The organism is Pseudomonas reidholzensis (assembly GCF_900536025.1).
GTDB lineage: Bacteria > Pseudomonadota > Gammaproteobacteria > Pseudomonadales > Pseudomonadaceae > Aquipseudomonas > Aquipseudomonas reidholzensis.
The window spans coordinates 478,965-492,883 of sequence record NZ_UNOZ01000013.1; the positions used below are offsets into that span (position 1 = coordinate 478,965).

Annotated in this window: 9 protein-coding genes; all 9 read right to left on the reverse strand. The window is 67.4% G+C overall.

All coding sequences use genetic code 11. The features are described 5' to 3' along the window. Positions 1-11: 11 nt before the first annotated feature. Positions 12-2,786, reverse strand: coding sequence for a malto-oligosyltrehalose synthase (locus CCOS865_RS10235; protein WP_119140362.1), 2,775 nt, complete (start codon positions 2,784-2,786; stop codon positions 12-14). Further along, entirely contained in the window at positions 2,783-4,852 is a 2,070-nt protein-coding gene (gene malQ, locus CCOS865_RS10240) for a 4-alpha-glucanotransferase (RefSeq protein ID WP_119140364.1), read from the reverse strand. Before malQ ends, CCOS865_RS10235 begins: the two co-directional genes overlap by 4 nt. After that, positions 4,849-6,606 (reverse strand): malto-oligosyltrehalose trehalohydrolase, encoded by a 1,758-nt coding sequence (gene treZ / locus CCOS865_RS10245; protein ID WP_119140365.1) that lies wholly within the window; start codon positions 6,604-6,606, stop codon positions 4,849-4,851. Before treZ ends, malQ begins: the two co-directional genes overlap by 4 nt. A gap of 14 nt (positions 6,607-6,620) precedes the next feature. Continuing rightward, complete coding sequence (gene glgA, locus CCOS865_RS10250) at positions 6,621-8,180, reverse strand: glycogen synthase GlgA (RefSeq protein ID WP_119140367.1); 1,560 nt, start codon at positions 8,178-8,180, stop codon at positions 6,621-6,623. Between the two features lie 569 nt (positions 8,181-8,749). Then, positions 8,750-9,592, reverse strand: a complete 843-nt coding sequence (locus CCOS865_RS10255) for an alpha/beta hydrolase (RefSeq protein WP_119140369.1) — start codon at positions 9,590-9,592, stop codon at positions 8,750-8,752. Between the two features lie 11 nt (positions 9,593-9,603). Further along, positions 9,604-11,964, reverse strand: a complete 2,361-nt coding sequence (locus tag CCOS865_RS10260; protein ID WP_119140371.1) for a TonB-dependent siderophore receptor — start codon at positions 11,962-11,964, stop codon at positions 9,604-9,606. 67 nt (positions 11,965-12,031) lie between these two features. Continuing rightward, the gene (locus CCOS865_RS10265) at positions 12,032-12,958 is read right to left on the reverse strand and encodes a DUF4880 domain-containing protein (RefSeq protein WP_119140372.1); all 927 of its coding nucleotides are present in this window, start codon (positions 12,956-12,958) and stop codon (positions 12,032-12,034) included. Further along, positions 12,955-13,473: a sigma-70 family RNA polymerase sigma factor gene (locus CCOS865_RS10270; protein ID WP_119140374.1), complete on the reverse strand. Its 519-nt coding sequence runs from the start codon at positions 13,471-13,473 to the stop codon at positions 12,955-12,957. Before CCOS865_RS10270 ends, CCOS865_RS10265 begins: the two co-directional genes overlap by 4 nt. Before the next feature lie 238 nt (positions 13,474-13,711). After that, positions 13,712-13,879, reverse strand: coding sequence for a DUF6026 family protein (locus CCOS865_RS28180; RefSeq protein WP_244216078.1), 168 nt, complete (start codon positions 13,877-13,879; stop codon positions 13,712-13,714). Positions 13,880-13,919 lie beyond the last annotated feature (40 nt).

The following is a 13,919-nucleotide window of genomic DNA, read 5'->3' on the forward strand; positions in this document are numbered from 1 at the left end:
GCTCCTGATGCTCAAGATTGTTGTATCAACAGATTGACCGGAGACTCCGCTAATACCGCGCTCAACAGCAGCTCTCTAGAAGGGCTGACCGCGCGGCTGGCGAAAAGTCCAGTCCAGTTGGCAGGTGACTCGGCAAACGGCAGGACCAGCCGGGTGTCGTCCCAGTTATGTGCCGGGATCAACGGTATCGAAGCACTGCCCAGCAGTTCGCTGGCCAGGCGCGGCACCACCACGATGGCGCGCTCGCCCTCGCCAAGCCGGGCGAACGCCAGCACCTTGTCGGCATGCCGGCCGTGCACGCTCAGCGGCAGGTAGTCGCCGCGGCGGAACAGTTCGGGGCGGGCCTGGCGGCAGTCGAGCACTTCGGCGATCAGCGCCTGCTTGATACGCCCATCGCGCCAGTGTTCGAGCAGCTCGGCCAGCGGCGTGCTGGCGTCCAGGCTGGCCCGCCTCGAAGCGTAGTCGACCGGCCGCCGGTTGTCTGGGTCGACCAGGCTCAGATCCCAGTACTCGTTGCCTTGGTACAGGTCGGGCACGCCGGGCGAGGTCATCCGCAGCAGGCACTGCACCAGCCCGTTGAGCGCGCCGGGGCAGGCCAGCAGCTGCGCGGCATCGGCCAGGGATTTGCGCAGTTGCTGGTTCTCGCGGTCGAGCAGGAGGCCATCGACATAGGCCGCCGCGCTGTGCTCGTACGCCTCGTTGGGCGCGCTCCAGGCGCTGCGCAGCTTGGCCTCGCGCAGGGCCTTCTGCTGCCACTGGCGGATGCGCTCGGCGTAGCGGCGCAGGGCCGTTTGATCGTCCAGGTCGAGGTCCAGCGGCCAGCTGCCGAGCAGGGTCTGCAACAGCATCATTTCATCGCCTGGGCTCGGCGCCGGGCCGTCGGCGAGGGCTTCACGCAGCGGCGCCGCCAGCTCGCGCCAGTGCTCGATGCGGCTCGCCAGCCAGGGCCCGCGCTCACTCAGCACGGCCAGCCGGGCGCGGCAGTCTTCACCGCGCTTGTGGTCGTGGGTGGCGGTGGCCAGGAGGTTGTCGGGGAAGTCGCGCAGGCGCCGCTGCGCCTCGTTGTGAAACTGTTCGGGCGGGGCACTGAAACGCTCCGCCTCGAAGCCCACGTCGTTGCGCGAGAGCAACCGCGCCGAGCGGTAGAAGGCGGTGTCTTCGACGGCCTTGGCCGCACTGGGCGCGGTCAGCTGCTGGAAGCGCACGCAGGCGTGGCGCAGGTGCTTGCGCGGCCGGCCCGGTGGCAGGCGGCGCCAGGGTTGGCCGCCGAGCCACTGTTCGAGCTGGTCGAGCAGTGGCCAGTCGGCCTCGCTCAAGGTCTGCCGGGCGCCGAGCAGCGCCTGCTGGAAAAACCGTTCGTCTTCGGCCGGGCGGCCGATGGCATTGATGTAGGTGCGGTACACCGGGTAGTGCTCGACCAGCGCCTGCAAGGCGCGGCGGATCGCGCCGAGGGTCAGGTCGCGGGTCATCAGGTCGTCGCGGGCCACTTGCAGCAAGGCCTGGGCGACCGACTCGCAGTCGCCGGCAAGACTCGCGTTGAGCACCAGGTGGCGGGCCTGGCGAACCTCTTCGGCAAACTCGGGGCGTTCGCTGACGGTGCTCCACAGCTCGGTCAACGGCACTTCGCCGGCCGGGTCGTGCTGCAGCAACGAAACCTGGTTCATGAACTCGTAGCCGGTGGTGCCGTCGGTCAACCAGTCCGCGTGCAGGTGCTCGTCGACCCCGAGGATCTTCTCCACGTAGATCGGCACATGCTCCACGGCGGCCTCCAGCGGGCGCCAGGCCTGCAGGCTGTCGACCCGCCGGCGCAACTTGCGGCAATAGCCACGCGGGTCGGCCAGGCCGTCGATATGGTCGATGCGCAGGCCGTCTACCAGGCCCCGCTCGATCAGCTCGAACAGCTTGGCGTGGGTGGCCTCGAACACCACCGCCCGCTCGACGCGCAGGCCGCCCAGTTCGTTGATGTCGAAGAAGCGCCGCCAGTTGATGTCATCGGCCGCAGTGCGCCAACTGGCGAGGCGGTAGGTCTGGTGCTCGAGCAGCTGGTGCAGGCGCTTGAAACCGTCTTCGCTGCGGCTGTCGAAGGCCGCCAGGGCATCGTCCAGGCTGGCCCCGGCGTTGACCGTGCGGGCCAGCTCGGCCTGCAGCGCCAGCGCGTCTTCGAGCGGGTCGGCCGAGGCGCTCAGGGTGCTGAAGCGCTGGGCCAGGGCACGCAGCTGCGGGTGCTCGCTGTGGCGGAGGATGCGCGGGTAGTCGAGCGGGCAGATCGGGAAGCGGTGCTCGTAGTGGGCGACCTGCAGCACCCCGGCGTCGCCCTCGAAGGTCAGCGGCAGCTCGCCGTTGCGCAACGCCACGCCATAGTCACTGCCGAGAAACGGCAGCAGCAGCTGGCCGGCCAGCAGCGGGTCGGCGGAGTGCCACTGGATGTCGAAGAACTCTGCGTAGGGGCTGCGCCGGCCCCAGGCCAGCAGGCTCTGCCACCACGGGTTGTCGGCACCGCCGACGGCCATGTGGTTGGACACCGTGTCGAGGATCAGGCCCATGCCGTGCTGGCGCAGGGCGGCCACCAGCCGCTCCAGCGCCGCTTCGCCGCCCAGCTCCGGGTTGACCCGGGTCGGGTCGACCACGTCGTAGCCGTGGCGCGAGCCAGCGCGGGCCTTGAGGATCGGTGAGGCGTATACATGGCTGATGCCCAGGCGGGCGAAATACGGCACCAGCCCCACGGCATCGTCAAGGGTGAAGTCACTGTGAAATTGCAGCCGCACGGTGGCGGTCAAGGGCTTCATCGGTCGCGCTCCCAGGCTTGTTCACGGGCCTGCGCCAGCAGCTCCAGGCGCCGCGCGGCGTCTTCGTCGTCAAGCAGGTCGCGCACCGGCGCGGCGAAACGCCGGCGCCAGTTGGGGTGGCCTTCGGTGGTGCCCGGCAGGTTGGCCTGCTCGACGCAGCCGAGCAGGTCTTCCAGCGGGATCAGCACCAGCGGCGCGCGGGTATGGCCGACGAAACGAATGGCCGCGTCGACCACCTGGTCGTTGCTTTTCAGGGGGCCGTAGTTGGCTTCCAAGGCGCGGCGCAGGCCGTCACGTTCCTTGTGCCGGTCATGCCGCCAGTGCAGTTCGGCGGGCGCATCGAGCAGTTTCAGGCGGTGGTACCAGTCGATGTCGCGGCTTTCCAGCCAGCCCGCGAGCGGTGCCAGGTCGTGGGTGCCGGTGGTGGCCAGGGCGTTGTCCGGCCAGTCGAGAATCTGCTTGAAGTGCCCGGTCGAATGTTGCTCGAAGGGCAACACGCGCATGCCGAGCACCGCCTTGTCGGCGAGCACCTCGCGCAGGCCTTCGGGCACCGTGCCGAGGTCTTCGCCGAGGATCACCGCCTGGTGGCGCTGCGACTCCAGGGCCAGCAGGCGCAGCAGATCGTCCAGCGGATAATGCAGGTAAGCGCCTTCGCTGGGCTTGGCCCCGCGCGGGATCAGCCACAGCCGGCGCAGGCCCATCACATGGTCGATGCGCAGGCCGCCGGCGTGCGCCAGGTTGGCCCGGAGCATTTCGATAAAGGCCCGGTAACCGTTGCGCTTGAGGCCCTCGGGCGAAAACGCACTGATGCCCCAGTCCTGCCCGGCGCGGTTGAGGATATCCGGCGGGGCACCGACGGTGAGCGTCGACAACAGCTCGTCCTGGCGGCTCCAGGCCTGGCTGCCGGCACCGTCGGCGCCCACCGCCAGGTCGGCGATCAGGCCGATCGCCATGCCATGGCTGCGCGCCGCCTCCTGGGCGCGTTGCAGGCTGCGTTCGGTCAGCCATTGGCAGAAGGCGTGGTACTCCACCCACGACGGGTGGGCGGCGGCAAAGGCTTCCACCTCCGGGTGGTACGGGTCGTGCCAGGCCTCGGGCCAGTTGCGCCAGTCGGCGCCGAGGCCGCGCTCCATGGCTTCGAACTGCAGCACTTCGAAGCGGCAGTGATGTTCCAGCGCTTCGCCGCGCGCCAGGCGGAAGCTGTCGAAGTCTTCCCGCAGGGGATGGTTGCCTTGGCTGAAGTCCTTGTACAACGCCTTGAGCAGACGCTGGCGGGCATCGGCGGCGCGAGGCCAGTCGACCAGCGCCTGTTGCTCCAGCTCATCCAGGGTCGGCTGCAGTTCGCAGGCCTCGATCGCCAGCCGCACCGCACGTTCGCCGAGCAGCGCGGCGGGGCTGGCGTACAGGCTGTTGAGCAACAGCCGGCTGGAGGGCGAATAGGGGCTGTAGTGACGCTGGTCGGCGGCGGACAACGCATGGATCGGGCTGATCGCCAGGGCATCGGCGCCCCGTTCGGCCGCGCTGCGCGCCAGTTGCTCGAGCGCCAGGCAGTCACCAAAACCGCCGTCACCGGGGCGGCGTAGGCTGTACAGCTGCACGGACAGGCCCCAGCAGCGCGCGGGCGCTGCCTCGACGGCGTCGTCCAGGGCGTGGCAGCGCGGCGGGGCGACGGCGACGGTGAAGCTGCGGCCGTCGATGTCCAGCTGGTGGTAACCCAGCGGCAGTTTGCCGGGCAGGCGCGCCTGGTCGTCGAGGCTCAGCTCGACCGGGTCGCCGCTTTCCAGTTCACAGCGCACCGGGCTGCCGGCGGCAAAGTAGCGCTGCAGGTTCAGCGGCTGGTCGAGCTCGACCGTCAGCAGCGGCGGCAGGTGTTCGCTGTCTTCGGCTTCGGCGAGGGTCTGCAGGCTGGCGCTGATGGCGGCGGCGTCGCCGGCGGGGTGGCCGAGGCCGGCCAGCACCTCGCGCAACACGGCGTCACTGACCTGCTGTGGCCGGTTGTTGGCGTCGATCCAGTCGCGGGCCACGCCGGCACGGGCGGCCAGACGGTGCAAGGGCGATTCGCTCATGTAGGCTCCTGGCCAGGGGGAAGCAGGCTGACCACGCAACTGTGCGCGGCCAGGGTGGAGTCGGGATGGGCGTTATCGCTGCTGTCGAACAGGCGCCGATCGGCGGGCGGCAGCGTGATGGGCCGAGCCTCGGCGCCGAGGTTGAGGTCGATGCGCAGCTCGCTGCCATTGCCCAGCCGCCAGCGCGCAGTGAGCGCCTGGTCGCCCAGCACCTCGGCGCCCAGCGCACGGCTATCCGGCAAGTGTGGGGTGATGTGCAGGCGGCGCAGTTCGAGCAACTGGTGGTACAGGCCGTGCCAGCCGGCCAGCACGTCCTGGCGCTGCAGCCGCGACGCGTCGAATGTCGCCGCCGCGTTGGGGTCGGGGATCCGCTCGCGTTGCTCGGGGTCGGCAAACGCGGTGAAGTGGGCGAACTCGCCACGGCGGCCTTCGCGCACGGCGTCGGCCAGCTCATCGTGGAAATCGGTAAAGAACAGGAAGGGCTTGCAGCTGCCGTCGTCATCACCCATGAACAGCAGCGGGATCATCGGCGACAGCAGCAACAGGCCGGTGGCGGCGCGCAGCGCTTGCGGCGAGCAGAGGCGGGTGAGGCGCTCGCCGAGGGCGCGGTTGCCGATCTGGTCATGGTTCTGCAGGAACAGCACGAACGCGCTCGGCGGCAGGTGGCCGCTGGGCTCGCCGCGCGGATGGCCGTGGCGGTTGGGCTGGCCCTGGAAGACGAAGCCTTCGCCCAGGCAGCGGGCGAGCTGGTCGATCGGGCGGTCCTTGTAGTCCTGGTAGTAGCCTTCGGTTTCGCCGGTGAGCAGCACGTGCAGGGCGTTGTGGCCGTCGTCGTTCCACTGGGCGTCGAAGCCTTGTTGCAGCAGGCTGGCCTGATTGTGTTCGTTTTCCAGGACCAGCCAGACATGCCGGCCTTCGGCAGCCATCTCGGCCCCCGTCGCCGCACGCACCCGCGCCGCCAACTCGACGAGAAAGTCCGGCTGGTCGATCGCATGCACCGCATCCAGCCGCAGCCCATCGCAGCGGTAGTCGCACAGCCACATCAAGGCGTTCTGGATAAAGTACTCACGCACCTCGGGCCGGCGAAAATCAATCGCCGCCCCCCAGGGCGTCTGGCGGTCTTCGCGGAAAAACCCGCTGGCGTATTGATGCAGGAAATTGCCATCCGGGCCGAAGTGGTTGTAGACCACATCGACCATCACCATCAGGCCCTGCCCATGCGCCTGGTCGATCAACGCGCACAGCTGCTGCGGGCTGCCATAGGTGTGCTGCGGGGCAAACGGCAGGACGCCGTCATAGCCCCAGTTGCGATCCCCCGGGAACTGCCCCAAGGGCATCAGTTCGATGGCCGTCACGCCCAGCTCGGCCAGCCGCGCCAGCTGCCCGGCGACGCCGGCGTAGCCGTCCAGCAAGCCGACATGCAGCTCCTGGATCACCGCCTCGTGCCAAGGTCGCCCCTGCCACGGGTGCAGCCACGGATAACGCCCCAGGTCGACCACCTGGCTGGGGCCATGCACGCCCTCGGGCTGGTAGCGCGACGCCGGGTCGGCCACGCAGAATTCGTCGTTGATCCGATAGCGATAACGGCTGCCGGCCTGACAGGCCGCGACGCCGGTAAACCAGCCGTCGCCGTCGGGCTGCAGGGCGAAGTCGGGTTGCTGTTCCAGTTGCACGCTCACGCTGCGCGCATCCGGCGCCCAGAGGGCGAAGCGCGCCGACGTGGCGTCCAGCAAGTGTGCGCCATGTCTGTGCATCTTCAGCACCTCGATCAGTAGTGGCCGAGCTGAACCTGCTTCACCAGGTCCTCATACAGGTGCGCGTAGGGTTCCACCGCCTGGCACCAGTTGAACGGTTGGGTCATGGACAGGCAGCGCATGGCATGCAACAGGTCCTTTTTGCCGTAGACATAGAAGGCGCGGCTGAGGGCCTCGCGGTAGCTCTCCACTGTCGATTCGTCGAACAGGAAGCCGGTCACGCCGTTCTCGATGGTGTCGGCCAGGCCGCCGGTGTTGCGCGCCACCGGCAGTGAACCGAAGCGCTGGGCGTACATCTGGCTCAGGCCGCAAGGCTCGTAGCGCGAAGGCATCAGCAGGAAGTCACTGCCGGCGAACATGCGCCGCGCGTCGGTCTCGTTGAAGCCGATGCGCACGCCGATGCGGCCCGGGTGACGCAGGGCCAGCTCGCGCATGGCCTGTTCTTCTTCCGGCTCGCCGCGGCCAATGATCGCGATCTGGCCGCCTTGCTCGACGATGTAGTCGGCAACGCCGAGGGTCAGGTCGAGGCCTTTCTGGTAGACCAGGCGTGAAACCACGGCAAACAGTGGGCCCTCGGAGGGTTCGAGCTCGAACAGCTCACGCACCTGCTCGGTGTTGCGGGCCTTGCCGTCCCAGTCGTTGAGGCTGAAGTTGTGATGCAGGTGCTTGTCGGTGGCCGAGTCCCAGCTTTCGTCGATGCCATTCGGGATGCCGCCCAGCAGCCCTTGCTGGGCCTTGCTGGCCAGGAAGCCATCGAGGCCGCAGCCGAACTCCGGGGTGGTGATTTCCTTGGCGTAGGTGGCGCTCACCGTGGTGATGTGGCTGGAGTAGGCGAGGCCGGCCTTGAGGAACGACAGCTTGCCGTAGAACTCCATGCCTTCCTGCTGCATGGCGTGCGCCGGGATCGCCAGCTCAGGGCTGCACGCGCGGCTGTAGACGCCCTGGTAGGCCAGGTTGTGAATGGTGAACAGGGTCGGTGTGCTCAGGCCGCGCCAGTGCATGTAGGCCGGTGCCAGGCCCGCGGGCCAGTCATGCGCGTGGACCAGGTCGGGCTTCCAGTGGGCCATGCCTTCACCGGCGGCGATTTCGGCCGCGGCCAGGCCCAGGCGGGCGAAACGGATATGGTTGTCGGGCCAGTCGCGGCCGTTGTTGGCGCCGTAGGGGGTGCCTTCACGCTCATACAGTTCGGGACAGATCAGCACGTAGATGACCAGGCCGTCGGCCAGGTCCATGCGGCCCAGCTTGCACGGTGGCAATGCCGCGTGGCCGCCGAGCTCGCCGACGATATGGATCGGGTTGTCGCTGTCGATCACTTGCGGGTAGCCGGGGATCAGCACGCGCACATCGTGCAGGTGGGCCAGTGCGCGGGGCAGGGCGGCGGAGACATCGCCCAGTCCGCCGGTCTTGACCAGGTCGGCGATTTCAGAGGTGACGAACAGCACTTTGCGTTTGTTCGGGTTGTTTTGGCGCTGGGCGCCAGGTGCCATGCCTGTCGTGGCGAAGTCCGGCTTGAGCGGCTCGCGGTTGTCCGATTTGAATGACTCTACGTGAGGCTCGACAGCGGCACTGATCATACTTCTCTCCGTCCCTATTTAGCCGGGTGGCTGGCACCCGCTGCAGTGTTTCGTATTGGTTTCTCTCTAATCTGATTCGGGTAACGCTATCCATGCCCTGGGTCGTGCGCGCACGCACTGCGCGATCGGCATTCCTGCCGAAGGCGGTGTGACTGATCGGGGTGGGTGGCCGTGGCTGGGGTATCCCGTTGCGCTGGCCTACTTACTTCCTGACCCACCGTTGATTTGGAAAGTTCGACTTATTTGGTGTCGGTATTTTCCAGAGCAAATGGCGGGCCGAAACCTGAGTGTAGGAGACGAACGGATAAAAAGGTGACCCGTTGGTCACTTTCGTTATGACGCGGACTAGACGCAAACGTTGGCGTCTGCGCTGGGCTTTGGAGAGGAGCGGGGAAGGGGATTTTTTGTTGGCACAGTTGCGGGGCAGTGGCGGTTTTCGGGTGCCTCATGAGAAGGCATGGATCGGACTGTGCACCCTATTGGTGCAAGGCGGAATGGCCTCTTCGCGGGGCAAGACCAATGCCAGTCAGTTAAGCCGGGCTTGCCCGCGAAGAGGCCAGTGGGGGCGCTCAAAAACGTCGCGTACTGATCAACTCATCCAAAACCCGCGCCGCCACCCGAAACGGCATCGACATGTGATCTTCCCCTGACTCCAGCTGGAAATCACTGCGCAGCCCATACCCCGACAGCGCCTCCAGCCGGTGCTGCAACGCACGCGCATCCTGAATCTCCTGGGGCATTTCCCGGTCGCCGATCATCAGCGTCAGGCTGCTGTGGGTCAGGTCCAGCTGCCCGGCCTGCGCGCGCTGGGTAAACGCCCGCTCATGCACCATCAGGTAGCGATCGCGCCACCATAGGCTCGGGCTCACCGCCACCACGTGCTGGAACAACGCCGGGCGGGTGAACAGGGTATAGACCCCGAACATGCCGCCAAACGAATGCCCGACCAGGCTGCGTTGGTCCTGGTCGACCTTGAAGCGTGCATTGACCTCTGGCATCAGGCGCTGCTCGATGAAGTCCAGGAACAGGTCCTGGCCGCCCTGCGCCGGCACGTTGCGCTCGGCCGGTTGTGGCGGCGACAGATCGAAAGCGCGGCGCTCGAAGTCCAGCGGGGTGTCGCTGGGGTAACCGATGGCCACCACGATCGCCCCGCGCAAACGGTCCTGCGCGCGCTTGGCGGCATGGAACGCCGGGAAGTAGGCGTTGCCGTCGAGCAGGTAGATCACCGGATAGCCGCCGGTCCACGGCACGTCGCCCTCCGGCAGGCTGATCATGATGCGGTATTCGCGGCCTTCGGCGCTCTTCAGGGTCCATTGCTCAGTGCCGTCGAGGGTCACCGGAGCAGCCTGGGCGAGCGCCATGACGGGCAGCAGCAACGCGCTCAGGCAAAGCAGTAGGCGTCGGCGGATCATGTGCAGGCTCCTTACCAGCGATAGCTGAGGCTGGTGACCAGGCTGCGCGCTTCACCGCGGTAGCAGTAGCCCTGCTGGCAATTGATGTAGCGCTTGTCGAACAGGTTGCGGGCGTTGAAGCCCAGGCGCACGCCATCCAGGCCGCCGCCGAAGTCGTAGTGCACGCCGGCGTCGACCAGGGTGTAGCCTTCGTTTTTCTCGGTGTTCTGCGCGTCACCGTAGTTGCTGCCGGTGTAGCGCGCGCCGCCCGACACGCCGAGGCCGAATGGCAGGCGGTAGTCGAGCCACAGCGAGGCCAGGTGGCGAGGCACGTTCATGGGGGCCTTGCCGGTGTTGCCGTCGTTGTTCTTGGTGACTTCGGCTTTGTTATAGCTGTAGCTGGCGGTCATCTTCAGGCGGTCATTGAGGTCGGACACGGCTTCCAGCTCGAGGCCGCGCGACACCTGCTCGCCGGTGGCGATGCTGCGGGTCGCGTCGGCCAGGTCACGGGTCAGCACGTTCTGCTGGGTCAGGTGATAGAGCGAAGCGGTGAGCAGGGTCGAGCTGCCCGGCGGCTGGTACTTCACGCCGACTTCGTACTGCTCGCCCTCGATGGCCTTGTACGGGCTGCCATCGGGCTTGGCGCTGCTTTGCGGGAGGAACGAGGTGGCGTAGCTGGCGTAGGGCGCCACGCCGTTGTCGAACAGGTACAGCGCGCCCACCGAGCCGGTGGTGGCCGAGTCGCTGTCCTTGCGGTTGTTGCTGGAATTCATGTTGTCGCTGCGGCGGACATGCACCCAGTCACGGCGCAGCCCGGCCGACAGGCGCCAGCGATCGATCTCGATCTGGTCTTGCAGGTACAGGCCGCTGCGGTGCTCCAGGCCGTCCTGATCGGCCAGTGCATCGCTGGGGCGGGCGACGAACTGGTGGTAGTCCGGTGCATACCGGTCGATCGACGGTCCGGCCCCCCATGCGTAGAGCAGTGAGGTGTCGATCATGGCGTAATCCCACCCCGTCACCAGTGTGTGTTGCAGGTCGCCGGTGGCGAAGCGGCTGACCAGGCGGGTGTCGGTCGACACCGACTCGAGGTGCTCGTAGATACCCACGGCATAGCGATCGAGGGTATGCCCATCGCCGGCTTCCGACGGCTCGAGGTACTGGTTGGTGGTGTCGATCTGGCCGTAACGCAGGTTCTGCTGGAAGGTGAAGGTGTCGTTGAACACGTGCTCGAATTCGTAGCCCAGGGTCCACTGGCGCTGCTCGAGCTTGTCGAAGTATTCGTCGCCCTGCCAGAAGTTGGTCAGGTGATCGCCGTCCTTGTAGAGCATCGGCGAACCGGCGGTTTCCCGCTCCTGGTACTGGGCGAGCACGGTCAGGCGCGTGTCGGGGTCGATCTGCCAGGTCAGCGACGGGGCGATCAGGCGCACGTCGTTGTTCAGCTGTTCGATGTAGTTTTCCGCATCGCGGTACACGCCGACCACACGAAACAGCAGGTCACCTTCTGCGTCCAGGCGCCCGCCGAGGTCGAACTGGCCTTGCTCGCGGTTGTAGTTGCCGGACTGGATCTGCACCTCGTTTTTCGCCTCCAGGCTCGGCCGCTTGCTCACCCGGTTGACCATGCCGCCGGGGCTGATCTGCCCGTACAGCACCGACGCCGGGCCTTTGAGCACTTCGATGCGCTCCAGGTTGTAGGCCTCGGTCTGGTACAGCGAGAGCCAGCCGCTGCCGGGCTGGCGCAGGCCGTCGAGGAAGTCGGCGGCGATGGTCGTCTCGAAGCCGCGCACGCTGATCATGTCGAAGCGTGGGTCGAGCCCGGAGCTGCCGACGCGGACCCCGGCGGTGTAGGCCACGGCGTCCTCGACCCGGTCGACCTTGCGGTCGGCGATCTGCTCGGCGGTGACCACGCTGATGCTCTGCGCGGTCTCGAGGATCGGCCGGTCGGTCTTGGTCGCGCTGCTGGCGTTGCTCGCGTAGTAGCCGCTGACCGGGGCGAACGCGCTCTGGGCGGCGTTGGCGTCGATGTTGGTCGGCTCCAGTTGCAGGCCGGCGTCGGTCGCGGCGGGCAGCACCACATACCCGGACGCGGTCTTGTGCACCGCCAGGCCGCTGCCGCTGAGCAGGGCGGTCAGGCCGTCCTGCACGGAGCCGCCGCCGGCCAGGCCAGGGCTGTTCAGGCCGCGCACCGCTTCAGGCGAGAACGACAGGGTGATCCCGGCGCGTTCGGCAAAGGTGCTCAGCGCGTGTGCCAGTGGCCCGGCGGGGATGCTCGGGGCGGTCTGCGCTTCGGCCAGGGCGGCGCCGGCGAACAGGCTCAGGGCCAGGCAGATGGCACGTGGCAGGGTGCGCGCAGGGAAGGGCGCGCGGGCGTTTGGCAGACGGCGGGCAGGCAACATGAAGGAGGACCATTGAGGGAGTGATCATCCCTAACCGGATGAGCCGGCAAAGTCCGACAGATTTTTTTCAGGCGTGGGCGACACGCACCCACCAGCGCGTGCGCTCGACCACGCGCACCGGCAACAGGTGGCTAATGTTGCGCAGCATCAACGCCGGCTCATCGAGGCGGAACACGCCCGACAGGCGCAGCGCGGCGACCTCGGCGTCACAGCCCAGCCAACCTTGGCGATAGCGGCCGGCCTCAGCGAGGAAGTCGTCCAGGCGAATGTCGCTGACGATCAGCAGGCCGCGGCTCCAGGCAAACGGGTCGAGTGCGCCCGGGGCCAGCTCGCGCAAGCCGCCGGCCTCGATCGCCAGGCCGCTGCCGGCCTGCACGGTGCGGCTGCCGCTGTTGGCGGTCACCCGCACTTCGCCACGTTCGACATGCAGCTCGCTGTAGCCCTCGCGTTCACGCAGCACCGCGCGTGCTTGCTGGCCTTCACAGAGCGCGAAGCGGCAGCTTGCGCGCCAGGCATTGCCGTCCAGCAGCACTTCGCCGCTGCGCAGGATCAGCTCGCGGCCTTGCACGTCCAGCGCACTGTTGCTGTTCAACGTCACCTGCAGGTCGCTGCCCAGGTCGAGCTGGCGGCGCTCGCCGGTGGCGGTGGCGAAGTCGCTGCGCCATCCCGGCGGGGCCTTGCTGACCAGCAAGGTGGTGCTGCCCACGGCCAGGCCGACGCCGAGCAGCTTGAGCAGGCGCCGGCGGCTGACATCGGTTTCGGCGCGGCGCAGCAGGGCGCTGGTCTGCACCGCGTCGGGCAACTGGCTGGCCTGGAACTGCCCACTGAGCTGGCGCATGCGTTGCCAGGCCAGCTCGTGGCGCCCGTCACGCTGGCGCCAGGCCTGCAGTTGCGCGTGCAGCTCGGCGTGGTCCGGGTGATCGCGCAAGCGCATCTGCCATTCGATGGCCTGGCACACGATCGCCTGCGGCAAGCGCTCGGCGCTGGCACTCATGGCGCGCCCTCGAAGCACACCTGGTAGCAGTGCAGAAGGGCGCTCGCCACATGGCGTTCGGCGGTGCGGCTGGAGATGCCCAGCTGCTCGGCCACCTGGGAGTGGGTCAGGCCGCCCAGCTGGTACAGCAGGAAGGCCTCGCGCACGGCCGGCTTGAGCCCGTCGAGCATCTGCGCGATGCGCTCCAGGCACTGCAAGGCCTCGTGGCGCACCTCGGGTGAAGGGTGGCTGGCCTCGGGCAGCCGGCCCAGGGCGTCGAGGTAGGCGCGTTCCAGCGCATCACGGCGCCAATGGTCGATCACCAGGCCGCGGGCGATGCGCGCCAGCAGTGCGCGCGGGGCACGGTCACTGACCGGCTGGTTGCGCACCAGCAGGCGCACGAAGGTGTCCTGGGCCAGGTCGGCCGCCTGCTGCGAGCAGCCGAGCGAGCGCCGCAACCAGGCTTGCAGCCAGCCGTGGTGGGCGCCATACAAGGCATCGAGCGGGAGGGTCGAATCCGATTCAGGCAGCGACATGCAACGCCTCGGGGCAGACGTGAATGGAGAAATGAGGAATGCGCGCACCATAAACACGAATCGTTCCCAATTCAATTGTTTTTAGTGATTACTCAACGGGCGTGTGGGAGCGGCCTTGCGTCGCGATGGGGCGCGCAGCGGCCCCAAAATGGCTCAGCCACACAGGTATTCGAGATCAGGGCAGGGGGCAAAGCAGCGTGGGAGCCAAGGCAGCTCCCACTGGAGGAAAGGGCTAAGATCAGACGCTGACAGCTTTGCCGTCGCTGCGGCTCTGCTCCAGCAGCATGCTCAGTTGCGCCACTTGGCGCTGCAGTTGGTCACGCTCTTCCTTCAGACGGCGCAGTTCATCACGGCGTACGGAGACATAAAGGGTCTGGACGGGAGTAGCTGGCATAAAGTTACCCATTGCACACCTCGCAATTGGCTAGTGACATTTTTAAGCGTAG

Bases quoted from the DNA above. Each gene is read 5' to 3' on its own strand.
- CCOS865_RS10235 (WP_119140362.1), bottom strand. From the start codon at position 2,786: ATGAAGCCCTTGACCGCCACCGTGCGGCTGCAATTTCACAGTGACTTC.
- malQ (WP_119140364.1), bottom strand. From the start codon at position 4,852: ATGAGCGAATCGCCCTTGCACCGTCTGGCCGCCCGTGCCGGCGTGGCC.
- treZ (WP_119140365.1), bottom strand. From the start codon at position 6,606: ATGCACAGACATGGCGCACACTTGCTGGACGCCACGTCGGCGCGCTTC.
- glgA (WP_119140367.1), bottom strand. From the start codon at position 8,180: ATGATCAGTGCCGCTGTCGAGCCTCACGTAGAGTCATTCAAATCGGAC.
- CCOS865_RS10255 (WP_119140369.1), bottom strand. From the start codon at position 9,592: ATGATCCGCCGACGCCTACTGCTTTGCCTGAGCGCGTTGCTGCTGCCC.
- CCOS865_RS10260 (WP_119140371.1), bottom strand. From the start codon at position 11,964: ATGTTGCCTGCCCGCCGTCTGCCAAACGCCCGCGCGCCCTTCCCTGCG.
- CCOS865_RS10265 (WP_119140372.1), bottom strand. From the start codon at position 12,958: ATGAGTGCCAGCGCCGAGCGCTTGCCGCAGGCGATCGTGTGCCAGGCC.
- CCOS865_RS10270 (WP_119140374.1), bottom strand. From the start codon at position 13,473: ATGTCGCTGCCTGAATCGGATTCGACCCTCCCGCTCGATGCCTTGTAT.
- CCOS865_RS28180 (WP_244216078.1), bottom strand. From the start codon at position 13,879: ATGGGTAACTTTATGCCAGCTACTCCCGTCCAGACCCTTTATGTCTCC.